This is a genomic window from Tardibacter chloracetimidivorans, assembly GCF_001890385.1.
Taxonomy (GTDB): domain Bacteria; phylum Pseudomonadota; class Alphaproteobacteria; order Sphingomonadales; family Sphingomonadaceae; genus Tardibacter; species Tardibacter chloracetimidivorans.
The window spans coordinates 2,530,353-2,551,142 of record NZ_CP018221.1 but is presented as its reverse complement, the minus strand read 5'-3'; the positions used below and the strand labels follow the sequence as shown (position 1 = coordinate 2,551,142).

General features: G+C 63.2%; 21 protein-coding genes and 7 pseudogenes. 14 read left to right on the top strand and 14 right to left on the bottom strand.

Going from position 1 to position 20,790, the window contains the following annotated elements:
• The first annotated feature begins 101 nt into the window (after positions 1–101).
• The gene (locus BSL82_RS13180) at positions 102–1,025 is read left to right on the top strand and encodes a GGDEF domain-containing protein (RefSeq protein ID WP_066550607.1); all 924 of its coding nucleotides are present in this window, start codon (positions 102–104) and stop codon (positions 1,023–1,025) included.
• On the top strand, positions 1,022–1,222 hold the full coding sequence (locus BSL82_RS13175; protein WP_066550605.1) for a hypothetical protein: 201 nt from the start codon (positions 1,022–1,024) through the stop codon (positions 1,220–1,222). The genes BSL82_RS13180 and BSL82_RS13175 overlap by 4 nt, the downstream gene beginning before the upstream one ends.
• Positions 1,223–1,232: 10 nt before the next feature.
• Here BSL82_RS13175 and BSL82_RS13170 read toward each other — a convergent pair whose 3' ends face one another.
• A complete protein-coding gene (locus tag BSL82_RS13170) occupies positions 1,233–1,601 on the bottom strand; it encodes a response regulator (protein WP_066550604.1) in 369 nt (122 codons plus the stop codon).
• Between the two features lie 141 nt (positions 1,602–1,742).
• Between BSL82_RS13170 and BSL82_RS13165 the strand changes: the two genes are divergently transcribed.
• Together BSL82_RS13165 and BSL82_RS13160 are read left to right on the top strand one after the other, a co-directional pair.
• On the top strand, positions 1,743–2,345 hold the full coding sequence (locus BSL82_RS13165; RefSeq protein ID WP_066684958.1) for a sensor histidine kinase: 603 nt from the start codon (positions 1,743–1,745) through the stop codon (positions 2,343–2,345).
• A gap of 148 nt (positions 2,346–2,493) precedes the next feature.
• Complete coding sequence (locus BSL82_RS13160) at positions 2,494–2,940, top strand: globin domain-containing protein (protein WP_044663640.1); 447 nt, start codon at positions 2,494–2,496, stop codon at positions 2,938–2,940.
• An 80-nt stretch (positions 2,941–3,020) separates the two neighbouring features.
• Here the strand turns inward: BSL82_RS13160 and BSL82_RS13155 are convergent, their stop codons facing one another.
• The 3 genes and pseudogenes from BSL82_RS13155 to BSL82_RS13145 all read right to left on the bottom strand — a co-directional run.
• The gene (locus BSL82_RS13155) at positions 3,021–3,344 is read right to left on the bottom strand and encodes a hypothetical protein (RefSeq protein WP_047169142.1); all 324 of its coding nucleotides are present in this window, start codon (positions 3,342–3,344) and stop codon (positions 3,021–3,023) included.
• Between the two features lie 78 nt (positions 3,345–3,422).
• The gene (locus tag BSL82_RS13150; protein ID WP_072597897.1) at positions 3,423–3,779 is read right to left on the bottom strand and encodes a PRC-barrel domain-containing protein; all 357 of its coding nucleotides are present in this window, start codon (positions 3,777–3,779) and stop codon (positions 3,423–3,425) included.
• A 34-nt stretch (positions 3,780–3,813) separates the two neighbouring features.
• A pseudogene (locus BSL82_RS13145) lies at positions 3,814–4,131 on the bottom strand (integrase core domain-containing protein); the annotation flags it as partial.
• 154 nt (positions 4,132–4,285) lie between these two features.
• Here BSL82_RS13145 and BSL82_RS13140 point away from each other — a divergent pair.
• Positions 4,286–5,582, top strand: a pseudogene (locus BSL82_RS13140) (IS110 family RNA-guided transposase).
• 209 nt (positions 5,583–5,791) lie between these two features.
• Here BSL82_RS13140 and BSL82_RS20070 read toward each other — a convergent pair.
• Positions 5,792–6,603 (bottom strand): annotated as a pseudogene (locus BSL82_RS20070) (IS3 family transposase); the annotation flags it as partial.
• 675 nt (positions 6,604–7,278) lie between these two features.
• On the opposite strand from BSL82_RS20070, the gene BSL82_RS13125 reads away from it, so the two are divergent.
• The 5 genes and pseudogenes from BSL82_RS13125 to BSL82_RS13100 all read left to right on the top strand — a co-directional run bounded on the left by BSL82_RS13125 (position 7,279) and on the right by BSL82_RS13100 (position 11,752).
• The gene (locus BSL82_RS13125) at positions 7,279–8,109 is read left to right on the top strand and encodes a hypothetical protein (RefSeq protein ID WP_075153448.1); all 831 of its coding nucleotides are present in this window, start codon (positions 7,279–7,281) and stop codon (positions 8,107–8,109) included.
• Positions 8,110–8,243: 134 nt separating this feature from the next.
• A complete protein-coding gene (locus BSL82_RS13120) occupies positions 8,244–8,795 on the top strand; it encodes a recombinase family protein (RefSeq protein ID WP_044663662.1) in 552 nt (183 codons plus the stop codon).
• Positions 8,796–9,140: 345 nt separating this feature from the next.
• Positions 9,141–9,898, top strand: a pseudogene (locus BSL82_RS21825) (IS5 family transposase).
• 45 nt (positions 9,899–9,943) lie between these two features.
• Positions 9,944–10,459: a hypothetical protein gene (locus BSL82_RS20545; protein WP_125458962.1), complete on the top strand. Its 516-nt coding sequence runs from the start codon at positions 9,944–9,946 to the stop codon at positions 10,457–10,459.
• Positions 10,460–10,468: 9 nt separating this feature from the next.
• Positions 10,469–11,752: a chymotrypsin family serine protease gene (locus BSL82_RS13100; protein ID WP_044663645.1), complete on the top strand. Its 1,284-nt coding sequence runs from the start codon at positions 10,469–10,471 to the stop codon at positions 11,750–11,752.
• 815 nt (positions 11,753–12,567) lie between these two features.
• On the opposite strand, the gene BSL82_RS13095 is transcribed toward BSL82_RS13100, so the two are convergent.
• The 3 genes from BSL82_RS13095 to BSL82_RS13085 are packed head-to-tail and all read right to left on the bottom strand — an operon-like array spanning position 12,568 to position 13,761.
• Complete coding sequence (locus BSL82_RS13095; RefSeq protein WP_044663646.1) at positions 12,568–13,188, bottom strand: histidine phosphatase family protein; 621 nt, start codon at positions 13,186–13,188, stop codon at positions 12,568–12,570.
• 2 nt (positions 13,189–13,190) lie between these two features.
• Entirely contained in the window at positions 13,191–13,511 is a 321-nt protein-coding gene (locus BSL82_RS13090) for a type II toxin-antitoxin system YafQ family toxin (protein ID WP_044663647.1), read from the bottom strand.
• On the bottom strand, positions 13,480–13,761 hold the full coding sequence (locus tag BSL82_RS13085; protein WP_066550599.1) for a type II toxin-antitoxin system RelB/DinJ family antitoxin: 282 nt from the start codon (positions 13,759–13,761) through the stop codon (positions 13,480–13,482). The genes BSL82_RS13090 and BSL82_RS13085 overlap by 32 nt, the downstream gene beginning before the upstream one ends.
• Positions 13,762–14,176: 415 nt before the next feature.
• On the opposite strand from BSL82_RS13085, the pseudogene BSL82_RS21105 reads away from it, so the two are divergent.
• The 3 genes and pseudogenes from BSL82_RS21105 to BSL82_RS13070 all read left to right on the top strand — a co-directional run.
• A pseudogene (locus tag BSL82_RS21105) lies at positions 14,177–14,305 on the top strand (transcription elongation protein SprT); the annotation flags it as partial.
• Positions 14,298–14,733, top strand: a pseudogene (locus BSL82_RS13075) (Tn3 family transposase); the annotation flags it as partial. The pseudogenes BSL82_RS21105 and BSL82_RS13075, both read left to right, overlap by 8 nt.
• Positions 14,734–14,763: 30 nt before the next feature.
• A complete protein-coding gene (locus BSL82_RS13070) occupies positions 14,764–15,879 on the top strand; it encodes an IS110 family RNA-guided transposase (protein ID WP_030092861.1) in 1,116 nt (371 codons plus the stop codon).
• 333 nt (positions 15,880–16,212) lie between these two features.
• On the opposite strand, the gene BSL82_RS21100 is transcribed toward BSL82_RS13070, so the two are convergent.
• The 5 genes and pseudogenes from BSL82_RS21100 to BSL82_RS21920 form a co-directional block, all read right to left on the bottom strand.
• Positions 16,213–16,326, bottom strand: a complete 114-nt coding sequence (locus BSL82_RS21100) for an ATP-binding protein (RefSeq protein WP_221885348.1) — start codon at positions 16,324–16,326, stop codon at positions 16,213–16,215.
• A gap of 131 nt (positions 16,327–16,457) precedes the next feature.
• Positions 16,458–17,588 carry a tyrosine-type recombinase/integrase gene (locus BSL82_RS13065; protein WP_066550593.1) on the bottom strand — a complete coding sequence of 377 codons (1,131 nt, stop codon included), beginning with the start codon at positions 17,586–17,588 and terminating at the stop codon, positions 16,458–16,460.
• Positions 17,581–18,822, bottom strand: coding sequence for a toll/interleukin-1 receptor domain-containing protein (locus BSL82_RS13060; protein WP_066550591.1), 1,242 nt, complete (start codon positions 18,820–18,822; stop codon positions 17,581–17,583). Before BSL82_RS13060 ends, BSL82_RS13065 begins: the two co-directional genes overlap by 8 nt.
• Positions 18,819–19,337: a hypothetical protein gene (locus BSL82_RS13055; protein WP_066550589.1), complete on the bottom strand. Its 519-nt coding sequence runs from the start codon at positions 19,335–19,337 to the stop codon at positions 18,819–18,821. Before BSL82_RS13055 ends, BSL82_RS13060 begins: the two co-directional genes overlap by 4 nt.
• Before the next feature lie 599 nt (positions 19,338–19,936).
• Positions 19,937–20,029: pseudogene (locus BSL82_RS21920) on the bottom strand (DUF8535 domain-containing protein); the annotation flags it as partial.
• A 32-nt stretch (positions 20,030–20,061) separates the two neighbouring features.
• On the opposite strand from BSL82_RS21920, the gene BSL82_RS13045 reads away from it, so the two are divergent.
• A complete protein-coding gene (locus BSL82_RS13045; protein WP_179948864.1) occupies positions 20,062–20,505 on the top strand; it encodes a DUF8535 domain-containing protein in 444 nt (147 codons plus the stop codon).
• A 4-nt stretch (positions 20,506–20,509) separates the two neighbouring features.
• On the opposite strand, the gene BSL82_RS13040 is transcribed toward BSL82_RS13045, so the two are convergent.
• Positions 20,510–20,779: a hypothetical protein gene (locus BSL82_RS13040; protein WP_037448046.1), complete on the bottom strand. Its 270-nt coding sequence runs from the start codon at positions 20,777–20,779 to the stop codon at positions 20,510–20,512.
• Positions 20,780–20,790 lie beyond the last annotated feature (11 nt).

Sequence of the window (20,790 nt, the reverse complement as noted above, 5' to 3'; positions counted from 1 at the left end):
CAGTGGCCGGCACGTCTCCGAAATGGGGCGTGCCGCCGGCTGAACAGGAACAGTTGGGGCGGGAATGAGCTTGGAGAACCCTTTGACCGAGTAGGACATGCGTGAGTAGTCATCTGCCTGTCGGCCGCCTCGCCGATCGTCGTCATTCCCTGCCGCGCGAACGCGCCTGGTTCGCGATCCTCCTCAGCGTCACGGCGCTGGCGCTGGCGAACGCGCATTTTCCCCGGATTGGTCTCGCGCCGCTCTATATCCCGATCGTCTGCGCCGCCTGCTGGGCGCTGGGAGGCCGCGCCGGCTATTTGGTGGCGATCGTCGCGGCGGTCCTCGCCGTCGTGCCGCATCTCGCCGAACTTCCAGGGCTCTCCCCCGCCCTGCTCGGGGCAAGGATGGCCGTGCGCGCCGTCACCTATGGTTTCGTCGCCGCCATCGTTCTCAGCTTCCGCCGGTCCTTTGATCGGGAGCACCACCTGGCGGCGCGCGACCGCATGACCGATGCGCTCAACAAGGAGACGTTCCGCGAACGCCTGATCCATCGTCTCGATCTAGCGGTGCCTGCCCGGCAATCCTTCCTGCTCGCGATCCTCGATCTCGACGATTTCAAGGGCATCAATAACCGCCACGGCCATGTTGCCGGCGACGAGGTGCTGCGCGCCTTCGCGCAGGGCGCACGGAAGACCATCCGGCGCGAGGACGATTTCGGCCGGATCGGCGGCGACGAGTTCGCCTTTTTGCTTCCCGTCCATTCGGCCGAGGAAGGGGTGTATTTCGCCCGCTTGCTCCACAAGCGCCTGTCATCGGTTCTGGCCGGCACGCCTCATCCGGTGACGTGCAGCATGGGCGCGCTGCTCATCTCGCCCGATACCCCGCGTGACGAACCCTCGTTGATGCATGCGGTCGATCAGCTCATGTACGCGGTCAAGCGCGCTGGGAAGAACGCCGTGGAGATCGGCCGCGCAATGACCGATCGAGACCGGGGCACCCCTGTTCCGTCAAGGCCCCGGGTTCCCATCGAGGCATGTCTATGACGAACGACGACACGGCCCTCTCGCTTATGAAGATGGCGTTGGCCCAACTGGATCGGAGAGGTCGAGGCGCGACGGCCACCGCGGTCCATTTGCAAGCCGCGATCGACGCCGCGACCGGAGCCGGCCCGATGCAACCCGGCGAGCTGCTGGACGACGAGGAGGCGTTTCCTTTTGAGCCTCTTGCATCGCGTCAGTGACGCAACCCTGTTAGGCAGGGTTGAGCGCGCGAGAAAGCGCACCGATCAGCAGCTCGCGCGAAGCGGGCTTGTGGCAGGTCGGGCGTGAGGCGTGGGCAGCCGGGATCATGCTGGCCGCACCCGTGGCGAAGATGAAGGGCACGCCGCGACGGTCCAGTTCGTCCGCGATCGGGAACGAGGTTTCGGAGCCAAGTTGCACATCGAGGCTGGCGACATGAGGCGACGAGTCCAGCGCCGCGAGGGCATCCCGCACGCAATCGACAGGGCCGACGATTTCCGCGCCGGCTTCAGATATTATCTCAACCAGCGTAGCCGCGACCCAATAATCATCTTCGACAACCAGCACGCGAAGGCCGCTGATCCCGTCTTGTTTAGTCATGCCGCACCAAGCATTTACGCAGCCGTTCCACCGATCAGCGCAGCAACGCGCCGTCTGGCTCTGTGCTCCACGCGAACGTGCAAAATGTTCGTCCTGGGCTCCCGATTGCTCTAAGTAGCCGGGTAGGGGGCACGTAGAGTTATGGTCGATACTGAAACCCGGATTCGTGAGCTTGAGCATCGGTTCAGGAACATTCTCACTGTCGTTCGTTCCCTTGTCAGCCAGAGCTTGCAGGCGGCCGATTCGATCGAAGACGCCCGATCGACCATTGACGAGCGATTGGCGGCGCTGGGCAACGCGACCGAGCAGCTTCTATCCCACAACTGGCAGGCGGCGCCCCTGCCCGCGCTGGCGGAAAATGCGCTGGGCCACTTCACCCTCTACGCGGAGCGGCTCCGCCTCGACGGCCCCACGGTCACGATCGGCCCCAAGGCGGCGATGACGTTGACCCTCGCCTTTCACGAGCTGGCAACGAACGCGATCAAATATGGTGCGCTGTCCAACGAAACAGGCACGATCGAGCTGACGTGGAAAGTGCTGGGATCGGGCACCGAGGCCGAGCTTTGGATGCGATGGGCCGAACGTGGCGGCCCGCCAGTCGTCAGGCCCGAGCGGCGGGGCTTTGGGTCGCGGCTGATATGCACGGCCGCGAGCCGCAGCTTGCGCGGTCGTGCCGAGCTGGAATTTCCCGTCTCGGGCGTCGTTTGGACCTTGCTCGCCCCTATGACTGCGGTCGAGCTATGATCGATCCGGATACAGGATACCCCGCCGCTAAGCCTTGGGTTCATCGCGCATGCCTGTCTCTCCGGCCCGCACTCCATGCCCGACTGGATCCCTCTCGCCACTTTGATCGTCTCTTTTGTCAGGGTCCTGAAATCCGGAGCACATCTGTATGTCCAAACCGCTCTCCCCCGAAACAATGGCTTTGGTGAAAGCTACGGCGCCTGCGCTCCAGCAGCACGGCGTGGAGATTACCACGCGCATGTATCAGCGCCTGTTCGTCGATCCGGAGATCAAGGCGCTGTTCGACATGGCCGCGCACGAATCCGGCGCGCAGCCTAAGCGGCTAGCGGCCGCGATCCTCGCCTTCGCGCAGAACGTCGATAAGCTCGACGTGCTGAAACCCGCGATCGAGCGCATCGCCGCGCGCCATGTCGAGACCCATATCAAGCCCGAACATTATCCTGCGGTCGCCAATGCGCTGCTGCCGGCGATCCGCGACATATTGGGCGAGGCGGCAACCGATGAGATTCTGAACGCTTGGGGGGAGGCCTACTGGTTCCTGGCCGATATCCTTATCAACCGTGAGGCGCAGCTCTACCAGACCGAGGCGGCATAATCGCCGCAGCGGACTACTCCTCCCAAAGGATGTGAGAAGCCGGTCCTAAAATTGGTGGCCGATGCGGCCAGCCAAGATGCTCATTGTTCAACGCCATTTGCGAGTTTCAGAAGCTTGGTCTCGATGCCTTTCAGGCCCGCAATGGCCTCATGGTCGGCGACTGACCAACCATCGCTTTTTGCGTCTTCTTGGTTCCGCTGCATCCTTGCGATGATCGAGGCTGCCTCATACACCTCTTTCGCCCCGCCGTGACCACCAATATCGAGTTGGTGCGCGAGCGTCGTAAGGCGATCCACAAAGTTCGTCCGGCCTGCGGCGCCAGTGCTGCGGGCGAGAGCCTTCGGCCCTGCTTTGAGGGCGTCTCCCAAGGTTTTCAGCGCTTCATGATGAGGGGAATCGGACACGGCAGCTCCGAGGGATCGTCATCATCGTTCATAATCACGAAAGCGGAGGACGACGGGGTTCCCCGCCGTCCCTCCGTCTCAGATGGGATAGGTCGAGCCGTAATAGCCATAGACCTGCTCGCCATAGGTCCGATCGAAGGCGGGTTCCTCGCCCGCCCGATAGCGCGGCGCGCCTTCGAGCCGTTCCTTCGTCAGATCGACGACATAGCCGCCCTGGTTCGTGTCATAGGTGAGCTGGTCCCAAGGCAGCGGATGATATTCCTCGCCGATGCCGAGGAAGCCGCCAAAGGACATGACCGCATATTCGACGCGGCCTGCGCGCTTATCGACCATGAAGTTGTAAACCGAGCCGAGCCGGTTGCCATTGCGGTCGTAGACCGCCGTGCCCTCGACCTTGTTGGAGGCGATCAGTCGGTTGGTTTCATCGGTAGCAATGTCGGTGTTGACGTGCTCCCCAAAGCTCTACCAATCATAACTGGAGTCCGGGGTTGGTATGGTGCCCTTGGGGGCGGTGTTGCACAACCCGCCTGGCAACATCGGCGGGCGTCAGCCCGCCAACACCACTATGCGGGCGCACATGGTTGTAGTCGTCGCGCCAGAGCCGCAGCACCGAGCGGGCATGGCCAAGTGACACGAACAGCGTCTCGTTGAGGCACTCGTCGCGCAGGCGGCCGTTGAAGCTCTCGACGTAGCCGTTCTGCTGAGGCTTGCCCGGCGCGATATAGTGCCACTCGACAGGCCGCTCCTGCGTCCATCTCAGGATCGCAAGGCTGGTCAGCTCGGTGCCGTAGCACATTGGGAAGCGGGCCCTCGAAGGGCCGCTTCGCCTTGATGAAGGCAAGGGTGCGTAGCGCCCGCCGCCTTCATCAAGGCGGTCATGACCGGCCAGCAGGTCTCTAAAAGTGAAGTTGTCGACTCAACACTTTGGAGACGGACCGACCATGACCAAGCGTACCTCTACTCCCGCCGACGCCGTGCTGGTAGCCATCGATATGTCCAAGCACCGCCAGGAGGTGCTGATCGAGCGCCCCGAAGGTGGGCGCCGGCGGCGGATGACGGTGATGGCGACCAAGGCGGACTATGATCGTCTCGCCTCGGAGCTCGGGGATGTCGCTCGTCCCGTGATCGTCGGCTTCGAGGCCACCGGCAACTACCACCGCACCCTAGCGCATCGCTTGCTCTCGGCGGGTTTCGAGCTGCGGCTGATTTCGTCGGTTGCCCTGGCCCGCACCCGCGAGGCGCTGCACAATGGCTGGGACAAGAACGATTCCAAGGATGCGCAGGTAATCCTGCACATGCTGCGGATCGGTGCCACCCAACGCTACGTCGATCCACTCGCCGCCGGCATCAACGATCTGCAGGAGATGTCAAAGACGCACGAGGCGATCTCCAAGGCCAAGACCCAGACGTGGCATCGCCTCCTGACGCACTACCTGCCGCTGTACTTTCCGGAGATCGAACGTTTCGCCGGCAACAGCCGGTCCGACTGGTTCCTGGCCCTGCTCGAGCGGTTCCCGACCCCGGCCAGCATGATCACGCTCGGCAAGGAGGCCTTCACGCGCGAGGCATGGGGCCTGGTCGGCCGCAAGGTGTCCAAGGCCCGGCTGCTCAACGATATTTACGAGACGGCCTGCGCCTCGGTGGCGCTCCCGGTCGATGAGGATTCCATCGCGATCGCCATGTTCCGTATGGTCATCGCTCAGGCCCGCAGCCTGATCCGGCAACGCGACGAGATCGAGCGAACTGCCCATGCTTTGCTCAGCGACAACCGCGATTACCAGCTCCTGCGCATGATCCCCGGGATCGGGCCGATCAACGCGCTGACCATCCTCGCCGAGGCCGGCGACCTTCGCCGGTTTGCCCACCATCGCCAGTTCCTCAAGTTCTGCGGGCTTGATCTTGCGACCTGCCAGTCAGGCACCTTTCGTGGGCGTACCAAGCTCTCGAAGTACGGTAATGCCCGGCTACGGCGCACCTTCTGGATGGCTACCCAGGTTGCCATCCGCCAACGCGACAACAGTTTCCGCGACAAGCTTGGTCGCTATGTGGCCGGACACGGCAACGACCCTGATCGCCGCCGCAAGGCGATGACCGCACTCACCGCCAAGATGGCGCGCGTCGCGCATGCCGTCATCAAGACGGGAGCCGAGTACCGTCCGTTCGTCGAACGGGCGGACACCAGATGGAAGGACCCCTCTCTGTCGTGCCGTGAGGGCGCTGCGGCGACCCTGTAGATAATGTTCGGGCCTTCCATCTGGCATCCGCATCTCATTTTAAGGACGGTGAGGACCACGACCGATGCGGCCGCTGGATCCTGTGTTTGCTATGGCCGAGAGCGCATTCCTTGACGATGGAAGCCATCTGGATCAGAACGACATCAGCGCTGATCATGATCGGCGCAACGAGACCTGCTGGCCGTTTTCCGCCGCTGCTTCCCGACCTAGGACGTTGTCGCTGACAATCATCAACGGCAACACCCCGCGGGCAGCGATGATGGCGTCCAACTCGCGGGCGACCCGCGCACCTGACAGCGAGGTGTCGACCACCAGCGCCAGGCATTCCCGCGTGAAGTCGTCGACCACCGCCAGGATGCGAATGCGCCGGCCGCTGATCAGCGTGTCGCTGACGAAGTCGAGGCTCCACCGCTGGTTCGGACCCTGCGGCAGCGCCATGGGCGCTCGCGTGCCCATGGCTCGTTTGCGGCCACGCCGGCGCCTCACGCGCAGGTTCTCCTCGCGGTAGAGCCGCAGCAGCTTCTTGTGGTTCATGACCAGCCCTTCGCGGGCGAGCATGATCCCCAGCCGCCGGTAGCCGAACCGACGCCGCTCGGCCGCGATCTCGCGCAGCCGCGACCGCAGGTCGCCATCATCACTACGCCGGGGCGCGTAGCGCACCGACGTCCTGTCCACGCCGAAGATGGTACACGCCCGACGCTCGCTGATGCCGAACAGCTGCCGAGCATGTTCGACAGCCTTCCGCTGAGCGGCGGGCTTCACCAGTTTTTTCCCGCCACCTCCTTCAGCACGGCGTTGTCGAGCATTGCATCGGCCAGCAACCGTTTGAGCCGGCCGTTCTCCTCCTCGAGCACCTTCAGCTTGCGCGCCTGCGACACGTCCATGCCGCCGTACTTGGCCTTCCAGGCGTACAACGTCGCGCTGCTGATGCCGTGCTTGCGACACACGTCGACGGTCTTCATCCCAGCCTCCTGCTCGCGCAGCACCGCGATGATCTGCTCCTCGCTGAACCTGCTCTTCTTCACGTCCGTCTCCTCACGAAGGCGGACTCTAGCTCAAACTGGCGGAGTTTCAGGGGAGCACGTCAGTGTCTGCCATTTTGGAGTCTCCTTTCGGTTTAAGGAGAACGACACAGCCCTGATGGGTTTCCGGCGAAATCGAGCAATGGGTGGCGCAGAACGATAGAGTGGGCGAGCGCCTTCAATTTGACGTCATCCCACAGATGACTAGCGGGCGCTCTGATCCAAAAATCAAAAATTTTGCATCAGGGCAATGGGGCCTGAAACGGCGACCCGGGCACCAGAACAGCGCCAGGATGTGCATCAGATTTTTGCATCACGGAAAGGCGCAGATTTCGGCGCTTTCCAGTCTGATGCAAAACTTGTAATTTGTGCATCAGACTAAGAGGATGGCGTTGCGGGCAAGATAACGGGAGTTTTGATAATCTCATGACCCCACGGACAAGCAGGTGCCTATCGGTTTTGTCATTTCCGCTTTTTGGGATGTTGGCGCTTGGTGGCTGTGCAATCGGAAACCAAGCCTCGCCAGTCGGGTCGGTTCCGAACTTTGTTCCCCGAGGCGCTTCAATCGGCCCTTCTGGCTACGCCACAATCCTGTCCGCGCCTGCTACAGGACCGATCAACGCTGCACCACCACCACCACCGCCCCCACCTGCGGATGGAAAGCCCACGCCACTGCCAATGACCAGCGAAGCAGTTATGGCCCGCGAGATGATGATGAACCCGGATGATAATGCGACTGCCGCAGCCCAAGTTCTTGATCAGCGTATCCAGGCAGCCGAGCGGGGCAATTACGTGGGTATGCGCATTGTTCGCGATCCGGCTCCGCGTTTCGCGTTTCAGTTTCGCCAGAACGCCGCAGCCACGCTTGCCCGCTACACCCGTGATCCACGCTTCACCTTCCGTGAAGGCGGAATCCCGACCGAGGAACTGCAACCGATCTTCGATGAATGGTGGGGGCGGTTCGAGCCCTATCGTCTTGTCGGCGGCGGCGGGGTGTACGAGTTCGATGGTAAGGTCATGTTCGACATGAACATTGATGAAGCTGGTTTTCGCGAGATCGCTGAGCGGGAGCGCTGGACAATGCCCGACCGGCTTGAGCTGCGCTTTTCGGGGCCGCGCAATTCGCGATCGATCGATCCCGCGCTTGAGCGCTATGTGCGCGTGTTTCCGCGTCAGGACCGGCAGCCGGCTGTCGTCAACCTGGCGCGGCTAAGCGGGCGGGTGATCCTCCGCGACGGGTGTTTTCGGCTGACGGAACATGGAGACGGCGGTGAGCCGCTTGTCATTTTCGGCCGGGATGTGGAGCTTGGTCTGGATGCCGAGGGCTATATGGCCTTGAAAGACAACAGTTCCGATGAGGCCATGCCCCGGATCGGAGAGCGCATGGCGTGGGCTGGCCCGCAAGGTTATTCGGAAGCTGATCCGGCGGTGGCCCTGCTGCGAGCGAAATGTGGGACTGGGCCGATTGTCGCAGTGGGCTCGCCTGAAAGTGATTATCGCACCAAGTAGGAAGTCATCATGTGCTCTTCCCGATACTATCCCAATCAGGACAGAGACCAGCAGATCAAAAGTTTTGCATCAATCCGAAAGTCCCGGTTTTCCGCGCTCTTCCCTGATGCAAAAATCTGATGCAGAATCGTTCCATGATTTACGGCTATGCGCGCGTCTCGACCAACAGCCAAGACCTGGCCCAGCAGCTCGCCCAGCTTGAGGCCGCCGGCTGCACGAAAACCTACCGCGAGAAGATCAGCGGCGCGTCGGCCGAGCGCCCCCAGCTCAAGCGCGCGATCGGCGCGCTCGATCCCGGCGACGTGCTGATGGTGACGGCGACCGATCGCCTCGCCCGCAACACGCGCGACCTGCTCAACATCCTCCACGCGGTCAAAGAGGCCGGTGCCGGCTTCCGCTCGATCGCCGAGCCGATGCTGGACACAACTTCGCAGCTCGCCGAGGTGGTCATTGCCGTTTTGGGCGTTGCGGCCAGCTACGAGCGCCAGCGGATCGCCGAGCGCACCAGCGCCGGTCGCGCCCAGGCCAAGGCGCGCGGCGTCAAGTTCGGCCGCAAGAGCGCCCTCACCCCGCACCAGCAGGCCGAGGCGCAGCGCAAGCTCGACGCCGGCGACACCCAGCGCACCGTTGCGGCGCTGTTCAACGTCAGCCAGGCGACGATTTCGCGGCTACAGGGGCGGCCATGATGACGGGCGGCAATAGTTCGGTGCCGTGATCGCCGGCAGCTTTGGCTTGGCATTGGGTCTGGCGGGATGCAGCTCGGTGAACGAGGCTGCCTTGAAGGATGGGCCACCCCAACAAGCACGCGCGTCGGAGTTGCCGCCATTCCCTCCCCCGCCGGTGCCCAGCCCGACAGAAGCGTGGCTATCCCCTTTTCGGGGGGGCACCAGCGGCCTCGACGAAGCGCAGGTCGACGCGATGTTCGACGAGGCGGTCGCGCGAGCGCGACTAGGGTCCAAACTCAATCAGCCTCTTGAAAATCGTTGGTCTCATTGATTCAAGGCGTTTTCGCTGAAGAGGAGGCCTTGGGGATGTCGCGTTCGTTGTTCTGGCTATCGGATGAAGCGTGGACAGCAATCGAGCTCCACTTGCCCAAGAACCAGCCAGGAGCACGACGTGTTGATGACCGGCGGGTGATCTCCGGCATCGTTCACATGCTCAAGTGCGGCGGTCGCTGGGCAGATTGCCCCGCCGAATACGGGCCGGCGACGACGGTCTACAACCGATGGAACAGGTGGAGCCGGCGGGGCATCTGGACACGCATCCTGGCTGCACTGACCGAAGAAGGCTGGATCGCCGAGACCGGGCAGATCGATAGCAGCTACATCAAGGCTCACCGTAGCGCCGGTGGGGCAAAGGGGGGGCGCGAGCCAATGCCATTGGGATCTCGCGTGGCGGCCGGACAACAAAGATCCACGCCCTTGTCGACGTCCTCGGACGGCCGCTTCGTCTCGTCCTGACGCCCGGCAACACATCGGACGTGAAGGGCGCCGACCTGCTCATCAACGAAACAGCGGGAATGAAGCGGGTGATCGCCGACCGCGGCTACGACGCCAATCGCATTAGGACCATCCTGCGCGAACAGGACACGACCCCGGTGATCCCCGGCCGCCGCAACCGCAAGCGCCCGATCCAATATGACAAACGCCGCTACAAAGATCGCTGGCGGGTCGAGGCTATGTTCTGCCGCCTCAAGGATTTCCGCCGGATCGCTACTCGCTACGACAAGCTTGCACGAAACTTCCTCTCAGCCGTAAGCCTCGCTGCCGCTGTGGCTTTCTGGCTCTGATTGAGTCTCAACCCTAGGAAAGCGTCAGAAACCTTTGCAATCAGAATGCATTATGTGTTTGACGTAATCGTGCTCTTCGCGAGAGGTGTGCCGATAGTGAAACATACTTTCGCGATTCTGATCGGTGGCGCGGCAATCTTGGCCAGTTGCACCCCTTCCTCACAGTCGGAAGCGCCCCCTCCTGAAGTTAAGAAGACATCATCCGCTGGCCTTGGACCATCAGCCGCACCAAAAAACCTGCCTGCGTTCGCAGTGAATGAGCTAGCCAACGGACTCATACCGGCTGCACCACAGATGGGCAGGCTCTCCGTCCGCAATGACTGCATCGTCTTCACGATGCGTGATAGCGACGCAACGCCACTCTGGCCCGCAGGATCGACGATCGAGCAGCACGATGACGCTCTGATCATCCGCGTGGAGGGGGGCGCCAGCTATCGGGTGCCGTCGGCCACCACGATCGCCGGAGCATTCGTGCCACTAAACAGCGTCAATATGACCAAGTTCAGCAAGCCACTTCCCGAGCGGTGCCCGAGTGCAATTTTCGCTGTCGCCCGGCAATAGGAGAGAGGAATGCGTACTAGACTCGTCATCGTTCTGCTCGCGGCAGCGGCCCATCCAGCATTAGCTCAGCAGGAAGTACCAGCACCAGCAGCTCCACCGGCTGCCCCTGCTGGCGCGGCCGGGTCATCACCGGCCGCCCAGTTCCTCGCGGACCAGTACGGGATTAGTTTGGCGGAAGCGACAGAACGCGCGCAGTTGCAAGATGCAATTGCAGAGCTGGTCGCGCAGGTAAAGCGAGACAACGACAGCGAACTCGGATCTATATGGGTTGAACACACACCAGTGTTCCGAATCAATATCTCATACGTTACGCCAGATGACCGTAAGCTCGTGAAGTATCGGATCGACCCAAAAATCCGGCGATATGTCAAACTTGTGAAGGCTAAGAAGTCTCGCGCCGAAGCCGAGGCGGGCGCCACCGAAATTTTCAAGACAATTGAGGGAAGCGGGATAAGGGACTTTGCCGGGTACGTTGAGGAAGATAGCGGCGATGTCGTTCTTGAGTTACCGTCTAACGACATGAAGCAGCGCGTGCTTAACCTCATCGGCAGCAAGCGCCAGAACATTCGAGTGGTCGTGAAGCCTATTGCCAAGCCAACGGCAGGACCGATCGGTGTTGTCAGCGGAGATTACATCGAAGGAGGGCACTATTTTTGGCAGCAGCGTGCATCCGACGAAGCCTCGAAGGGGTGTACGGTTGCATTTCAGGCGACATACCAAGGTCGCTTAGGGATTCTCACCGCTGGGCACTGCAACCCTGGCCCTGAAGGAACTGGCTATTGGCATGCGGTAAATGGCCATTGGGTAGAGATCCCGGCACCGGCAATCGCTCGCTGGGCCTACGGCACAAAGTACGACTTCCAATGGCACGATATCACAGGTTATTCGCGATCGAACGCGATCTACTATTTCAACCAAGCATCGGTGGTTGGTCTTCCTAAAAGTGGATGGGTCCGTGTTAACGGAACTGTTGGTTATTATGGGCAGACCAAGGGGATGGTGTCGTGCAAATCCGGGCGTGTAACTGGGATTACATGTGGAGCGATCACTAGCGGTAACTACTACTACAACGGCGCTAATGGCTGGATCAGAGTCTTTCGAGCTTCGGGTCAGCACCTTGGCAGGACCGGCGACAGTGGATCAGCCGTGTTTTCGGATGCTGCGCAGAGCACACAGGTGAAGGCGTACGGAATCTTGACCGCAGCGCAGGCATTCAGCGACGGATCAAGCGAAATGGTTTATTCGCCAATCGACTATATCGACCCGTGGGGTATCTCGCTCCTGACGCAGTAGAGCTGTCCAATTGCTTGGCGCGAGACCAGATTAACTTCCCTCTCTTGATTGAGAGACCGTGCCAGTGGCCCTGAGCGAGGGCTGTCGGGAGTCATGTATTACTCCGGCAGGAGAGGATCTTCCGATCAGCACGTGACCCATGGCGGACGGTATGCTGTAACAGTTTGAGATATTTCCTCGATCACCCAGGCACGGGGGGTGGCGAAGAGGGCGAGTCGGGCAGAATCAAACCGGAGCCAGGTCGCTCCGTGCGCAGAATGCGGACCCTCCGAAAGAATGTAAGTGCCTCATCGCAAGCCGGTTCGCTATCACACCTGGCAAACATGTTGAGCTTCAGACCATATCTCTCCGACACTGGTATGTGCACAAAATACCTAAATGGCTTTGGCTCATGTGCCCGCTCCTGTGGTCCGTGACGATATCGGCCGACGAGAGATGGCCTGCCCCCAATCATCTCCTTTGACAGGCTGCACGACGTGCTTGCTACATGGCATGTTGGGGGTCCGCTAAACTGCCCAAAGTCGGTACTAACGATCGTATCGGATGATTGCCATTCCTCTACTTTGCTGTCGATTCCTTGGACCCAATTCCGCTTGAACTTATCGGGAAGAACAAGCTGGTAGTCGTAAGCGATCTGCACCTCAGAAGGCATTGTGCGCTTCTCGGCTTTGTTGCAGGCAGTGATTGCAAGCAGCACGGCCATTGCGGATATCGAGCGTGCTGGCTGGACCGTCATGTAACAAACCACCTAATACAGTCGAGGATCGCGTTCCATCTGACTCAGCCCATGCACGGCAATCAGGTGATTCCCGCCATTATGCCGTGAACGCCGACGCACATTCCCAGCGCCCGCCTTGCCAGTGAAATTCTACCCGCTGCGCGTTGCTGATCGCGGGCGGCTCGCCCTTGCGCCAGAACACCCGCATCTTGGCCCGGTCATCCAGATGGGCGTCGGCGACGATCGCCCGCGCGGCCTGGATGAATTGCCCATGCCCGAACACATAGACCAGTGATCCAGCAGGCATGGCGGCGAGGCGGTCTAGGCCCGTCTTGCAGCGGCGTAGCAGGGTGGCGAAGCTCTCGGCCCCTTCCCCGTCGCAATAATCAGGATCGGCCGCGCTCCAATAGCGTTCGAGGTGCGGCATCCGCTCCGCACTGCGCGTGCCGTTCCAGCGCGCCGGTTGCAGATAGGTGAACTCTTCTATCGGCCACACTTCCACCGGCACGCCGGGAAAGCGCGCGATCGTCGGCGCGGCCGTCTGCTGCGTGCGCGTATAGGGTGACGTGACGATGAGCGCGGGCGCTTGCGTCCAGCTCGCCGCGACTTCGCGCGCCTGTTCGTGGCCGCGCTCCGTCAGCGCGATGGTCGCGAGATCATTGCAGGGCACGCCCGCGTTGCCGGTGGATTCGCCGTGGCGGATGAAGATTACGCGCATGGCTATTCAAACAGTTCCGCATGAGTGCCGGCGCGCACGAAGTTCACCAGATTCCCCTCAATCGTATAGATCAGCAGGAAATCGCCGCCGATATGGCACTCGCGATGATCGCTCCAATCGCCTTTCAGCGGATGATCCAGCCATTCCGGGCCTAACGGCGCATCGTTGGCGATGAGCATCATCATCGCCTCCTTGAGCTGTTTCATGTTGTAGCGCCCGCTGCGCGACAGCCGCTCCCAATCCTTGACGAACCTTTTTTCGTAGGACGCCTCTCTTGGGAACGAAGCCCGCTTACTGCTGGCGGGCTTCTTGGTCGAGGGCATCGAATAGTTCCTGAGCATCGGTGAAACGGGCGCGGCGGGCCTTCATCGTCGCGCGGGACGCCTCGATCGCGGCGCGCGTCTCGGCGTTCGGCACCTTCAGCTCGAACGGCAACGCATGATCCTTGGCGACCCGCGTGAGGGTCATGCGGACCACATCCGAGACGGTCAGCCCCAGCTCGGCCAGCACGGCGGCGGCTTCATCCTTCACTGTTTCGTCGATGCGCGCGCGCACGAAAGCGGTAGCGGCCATTGGAACCTCCTTGGTCAATCCCCCATGATGTAGCTCAGTTGAGCAACAATTTCAATCCAGGCAGGGGACATGCGCCTGCCGCTGGCGCGGCACCGTGGCCCTACTCGCTTCGCTCCCCAAGCCCGCAAGCGGTCTTGGCCCAAGGTGACGACCCACATGGCGGGGCGAGATCGCAAGCGGATCTCGCTTCATGGTGCCGGCGTGCGCCGGCGTCGATGTTCGTTCAAGGGGGAGAGGCGGTCCCGGCCGCCTCTCCCCCGCAACGGGATTAGACGGGGCCGTGCCTCGCTGCGCTGCGGCCGCACCACCCCCATCGAATCCCGCTGCCCCCTCTCTCGCCGGCGTTCTTGGGCGTCCGTGTTCCGGCCGATGGCATGGCCATCGCCGGACAGGCGATTTGAAGGGAGTAAGGACGATGACCCACCAAACCCGCGAAAGCTGGCTCAATGCCGTGGCGTTGGGCATGGCTCCGCTGTTCGAGGCGCTGGACGCCCCCCTGCCCGACCGCGTGCGCGTGGCGATCGGCTTCACCAGCAGTGCTCGCCTGGCTCGACGATCCCGAGCAGCGACGCCGCACGGGCAGCATCCTCAACAAGGGCGAGGCCCGCAATGCGCTCGCCCGCGCCATTTTCTTCAACCGCCTTGACGAGCTGCGCGACCGCACCTTCGAGAACCAGCGACACCGCGCCTCCGGACTGACCCTAGTCACCGCCGCCGTCGCGCTCTGGAACACCGTCTATCTCGACCGGGCCGTCCGTCACCTGCGGTCGACGGGCGCTGATGTACCCGACGAGCTGCTCGCCCATGTTGCACCGCTGGGCTGGGAGCATATCGGCCTCACCGGCGACTATCTGTGGAGCGAGATCGAGAAGCCGCGTGGGCGGTTCAGGCCGCTGCGCACCACTACGGCCGAGCGCCGAGCTTAGACCCCATGACTGCCGGAGCCTCGAGGGCTCAAATCTGAGATGCTGACGATGGATTTGTCAGCACTGGAGGCGAGTCATGACGGAGACAGTAAAATACGTCGGTCTGGACGTGCACAAGGAAACCATCGCGGTCGCAGTTGCCGATGAAGAGCGCGGAGGCGAGGTGCGTTTCGTCGGTACGGTTGCCAACGAGGACGATGCGGTCAGAAAGCTGGTCAAGCGGCTGACGGCGCCGGGCGTGAGGTTGAGCGTCTGCTACGAGGCTGGTCCTTGCGGCTATGGCCTGCACCGGCTGCTGACGAAACTGGGGCAGGCTTGTATCGTCATCGCTCCCTCGATGATGCCACGACGGCCAGGTGATCATGTGAAGACCGACCGGCGTGACGCAATGACCCTGGCCCGACTGTTGCGTGCCGGCGAGCTTACCGCGATCTGGGTTCCGGACGAGGCGCACGAGGCGGTGCGTGATCTGATCCGCGCCCGACGCAGCGCACAGGAAGATGCCACCGGGGCCAAACAGACCGTGCGTAGCTTCCTGCTGCGGCACGATCGTCGTTTCGGCGGCAAGGCGGCCTGGACGAAGATGTATTGGCGGTGGTTGTCCGAACAGCGGTTCGACTTCCCCCATCAGCAGCTGGCGTTCGAGGAGATGCAGAAGCGGGTCCTGGAGGCGCAGGCGCGGGTTGGACGGCTCGAGGCGGCGCTGGGCGAAGCGGTGGATGCATGGCGTTTCGCGCCGCTGGTCCGCAATCTTCAGGTCCTGCGCGGCATCAGGCTGGTCAGCGCCGCGACGCTGGTCGCCGAGGTCGGTGATCTGACCCGCTTCGACAATCCCAAGCAGTTGATGGCCTATGTCGGCTTGGTGCCGTCCGAGCATTCCAGCGGTGCCCGGACCAAGCGTGGTCGGATCACGCGCGCGGGTAACGCGCAGGCACGCACCATGCTGATCGAGGCTGGCTGGTCGTATCGACTGCCCGCTCGCGAGGAACGCCGCTATCGTGAGCGCGTCATCGACTTACCCGAAGAGATCCAGGCGATTGGATGGAAGGCGCAGGTTCGTCTCTGCCAGCGCTACCGTCGCCTCGCGGCCGCAGGCAAGCCCCAGCCCAAGGTGACCACCGCGATTGCGCGTGAACTGGTCGGCTATGCTTGGGACATCGCCCGACGCGTACCACCGGCGGTCGCCGCTTGATCTTCCAAACAGCAGTGAGAGGAGGCGCCAGCACACCACCTGCATAGCCTTGGCCGGCGTGCCGCGGGCACCCGACTGTGATGGGCAATCCACGGTGTACGGTGGGGCAGGTTCGTCCGACGCCCGAACTTAGACGGAGGATAGGCCCAGCGACGGATACGGGTAGTGCGGTAACCAACCCGCGGATGAGAGCGTGATCAATCGTCGTCGATCAGGCGCCCGCGGCACACCCGCCAAGGTCAATGCGACCGCTGGTCTAGCGGCCAGCGAAGGAGTAAACTCGGCCAGCGTCTCGGACGGCAGTCATGAGAGCGTACGTTTTCGGGCCTTCTCTCACCGGTCCCCCTTTTCCTCGACGCCCACGATGATGCGGGCTGCGCCCCGGTTCAGAAAGGCTACGACATCGTCGAGCAGCCGGGACTTGGCCTCCGGCTTGTCGATGTTCACCTCACGCTAGAAATCGAGTTCTTGCCCTTCCTCCAGGCCGCCCTCGGCGAGTTGCGCGACCGTGAGCGATCAAGAACCCGCCGGCGGCGCTCCGGCTTGGATGGTTCGGTCACACTGATCCTGACCATCGCTCAACGGCTCTCCTGAAAGCGCCGCGCGAGGCGCGCCGACGCCCCGCTCTTAGCCGCGAGCCGCGCACCGTAGCGCATGACCGTCTTGGGGTCCCGCCAGCGATAGGCCTGCATGATCGCCGGCAGGCTCTCGCCGGCGGCGAAATTGTCCTGCGCCACGCCAACCCTGATCGAGTGGCTCGACACCGCTTTCACCCAGCGCTCGAGCTCCGATTCGCTCATTCCTCCGAGCAGCTTCTTCTCGAAAGCGGCGCGGATCAGCCTGCGGTAGATCAATGTGATCGTGTTCGGATGCAGGGGCCCCTCTCCCACCGACCGCACCGAGCCGTCGAAATAGGTCTCGACGCGCCGGAAGAGCGGTCCGCCCGCGATCCCGCTGGCCCGCTTCCACTCCGCAATCGCCTGCATCGTCGCGGGCGAGAGATAGGCGATGGCGCCCGCGCGGTCGCGGTCGGTCTTGCTGGTCGCAATGAACAGGGTTCCCGAGCCGTCGGAATCGGGCCCTTCGACCGCGTCACAGACGATCGCCACCAGCTCGGAGCGCCGGCAGCCGCTGTCATAGGCGACGCGCAGCAGCGCGCGGTCGCGCGCGCCGAGCATGTCGCGGCGAGAGGCCTTGAGCAGATGCGCCAGGCAGATACCGATCGCCGGATCGTCAAGGTCGCTCACCTCACCCTTGAACCGGATGCCGCGCGCCTGGCGCTGGCGCGTGCCCAATAGCTTGCGCAAGCCCTTGAGCTCGAGCCGCACCAGCGGCGCCGCTGTCGGATCATCAAGCCCGGCCATGCGGTAGGCCCAGCCGATGTTCACCAGATAGCGCTCGATCGTCGCCGGCGCCCGTTGCTTCAGCGGATTGCGCGGATCCTGCTCGACCCCCGACAAGGCGCGCAGATAGGAAGCGACCGCCTCCGCATCGGCCCGCGCTGTCGCAAGTCCGCGCCGCCGACACCATTGGTCCCAGATCTTCAGGTCCGACAGGAAGGCGCGGATCGTGTTCGTCGACCAGGCCCGCGCGGCCGCGGCGACGAGCTGCGGATCGGCGAGCCGGCGGGCCGGCGCCAGCGCCTCGACCTGCGAGACGATCTCGCTGATCGGCGCCGCCTCGGCACGGTGGAGCGCAGGTTCAGCCATGATTGCGCGCGAAGCGCAACGTCTCGTCGGTGCGCACAAGCTGCACGGCCCGCCAGGGCGCCGAGGCCAGCGCATGCCGGGATTTGATCGCCCCGACCCGCTCGAGATAGCAGATCGCGCTGTTCATCCGGCGCGGTTCCCAACCGAGCGCCTCGGCAAGCCGCTTGGTGTCGGCGGCCCGCTCCTCGCCCGTCAGCATCCGGTTCGCCAGCGTCCGCGCATCCTCGCTGGGGCTGAACGGCATGAACGCCTCGCCAAAGTCCACGAACAGCGCCGGCTGCGGAGCATAGTGCCCGCTCACGTTCAACTCGCGCAGATAACCGCCGTCCTTCAGGTCCAGCAGCGCGATCCTGAGATCATCCGCCGCGATGTCGAGCGCGGCCGCGAGGTCCTCGAGGGTCACCACGGGGTCGACGGCCAGCGCATGCGCGCTGGTCTCGACGACATGCTTGCCGACCGCCACCGCCGCCGGCGACCAGCCCTCCAGCCCGCTCGGCGCCGTCTGGACATAGCGGGGCGCGGCGCCGAGCGCCGGCTTGCGGCTAACGCCGTGCAGGCGGTCCACCAGCCCCTTGAGATCCGCCTGGCTCGCTGGATCGATCTTGAGGAACAGCATCGCCTGCAGGAAGGGCGACAGCTTTGCGGGATCGAGGTCGACGACGAGCGGCACGAACCGGCTCTTGCCGCCGACCTGCTGGACGAGGCCGACGTCGATCTCCTTTGCGACCCACGGCTTGGCGATCGACGTTTCGGTCAGCACCACGACGAAATGGGTCATGCTGCCGAGGCCCTCCTCCATCTTCTGCCGAAGACTGTCGCCGGGCTCGATCTCCCACTCGTCGAACCAGACGTCGACGCCGTTCGCCATCAGATATTCCGCGACCGGACGCACTCGATCCTTGTCCTCGCTCGCATGCGCCAGATAGACTTTGGGGTGCGCGGCGCCGTCGGCGGCATTCATGACCTGAACCTTTCCCGGGTCGACACCCAGACGCTTTTCCAGAAGCCGCGCGAAAGCAGGCGAGCCGGTGGTGCGGATCGCCACCCGATTGCCCGACAGCCGGTCGACGAAGACGGCGGCATGGTGGCCGGTCTCGGGGTCGACGATCGACGCGGCGGCGCCCCTCGCCTTCTCCTCGAGCGCCTGCATGCCGAGCGCGATCGCCTTGGCCTCAATTTCGGCGGCAAACCTGCTGGCGTCAAACGGCCGGCCATTGTGGGTGAACCTGATCATTGGCTGGTACGCTGAACATATCGGCGCAGCTCGACCAGATCCTCGTCGGCGAGTAGGATCCCCATCGTCGGATAGTCGTCCTGCAGCGACTTGCGCACGCGGCCGTCGTGAACGCATGGGATCAGCAGCGCGAAGGCGGGGTTGAAGCGGCGGCGCTCCCAGCCCGCGGCCTCCTCGAGCTTCCTGGCGTTCCCGCCCAGTTCGGGCTGGTCGAGCAGCAACCGGGCGAGCACGACCGAATCCTCGACCGGGTCGTGCCCGGTGATCGCCGGATCGCTGGCGATGAACAGCTCTACCGTTGTGCGCACGCGCGGCAGGTGCGGCCCCAGCACGCGCGAGAGCGTCACGAGCCCATCGGCTTCGAGCTCGGCCAGCGCCATCCCCAGCGTCTTGCGGCTCTCCTGCGGGAACGCCTCGAGCAGCTCGTCGCCAAAATGCGTCGGCAGGCCCTTGGGGCTATGCTCGGCCATATGGCGGCCGAGCCGCTGCGCAAGGTCACTCAGATGATCGTACACGCCGCGTCTTCCCTGTTGCGCCCCGGTGCGGAGGCCCGCCGGCGCACGAACAGCCAGCTCCTATTCCTTACCGGGATATAGAAGCTTCAACAATGGGGTGTTGATAAGGGTTCATTATCAACACTAGGCGTGACTCCACGCTATACTCAAAGGGCGATCTCGGGATATGCTTGGGGATGGCTCGCCGCTCTTCCGCGCTGACATCGCTGCCGTGGAGCGACGGTCTCGCCGCGGCGCTCGAGCAGGCGAGCGCCGCCGTCGGGCGGCTCGATGCGCGGACTTCCGCCACTTCGGGTGCTCGCGCGTGGCAATTGCGCGCCGCCTGGACCGGCTACGCCGCCGCGCTCCAGCTCCAGGGCCACGAGATCGACGAAATCGATGTTTTTTCGTGGGGCTGCGCCCTCCCCGTCCCCGGCCGGCCACGGATCGCGACGCTCGACGATCCCTTCGAAGGCTTCGCCAGATGGCAGGCCCAGTTCGCCGGAAACACCCGGCGCCACTGGCGCGAGGACCTGGGCGCGCGGGTCGAACCCGACCCGAGCTACGCCGGCCCCCGGCTGATCCGCGCGCTCGAGGCTCTGCGGCAGATCAGCATCGCCGAGAAATCGAAGTGCAGCATACGCACGGCGGCTGTGCAGCGCATCGGCATGGGTCCAGAAAGCGCGGCTTAGCTCTATACTGGGTGCGATCTCGGGTGCAGTCATTCTCTTTCGCCGGAAAACCGGTGAAGGGGCCGTTCCTGGTAATGATCGTCGCAGGCGAGTATCCGGAAGCGCACGGCTACGCACCATTGCGCGCATTTGCCCAACCGATTTATTCGGGCCGTCGCTTCATCCCGGTCAATTCCGAGTTCGAGCGAGACGTTCTGCGCGCGCTTCTGGAAGCGAGGCGCGAGCTAGCCGAGGAGGGCCTTGATATCTTTGTCGAGAAGCCCGTCTTTGATCACCTCACTCCCGCCGGCCCCTGCCGCCCCGACTTCCTGATCGAAGCGCGTTCAGGCACGACCGGCGAGATCAGGCAATGGATCTTGGAGGTGCTGGAGTTCGGCGAGCCCGAGGTCCACCAACGCGAAAGGCTTCGGCGAGTAGCGCCACTGTTGACTGTCACCCCGGCCGACCGCAACGCGGCGCACCTGGTAGCCCGACTCTCAGACGCCTTCGCCCTTTAAACGATCAGCTCCACCTCAACGTGAATCCGAACGAACTGACGATCGCGAGCGTCACGGGCGTCGAAAGCAGATAAAGCTTCTGCCACCGCCACCAGGATTTGGGGAGGAACAGCGCCACATCCTTGGCGCTGCGAAGCTGCGCCCAGGCCTTCTCGCGCCAGAGGCGACAGGCGAGAACAAGGATCGCCAAGGCCATTGCGATCGCGCAGCACAGAGCGGTCGCAGTATAAAGCGCCATCCAGTTGATCATTTCAGCATCGCTCAGATGCGCCATGGTCTACCCCA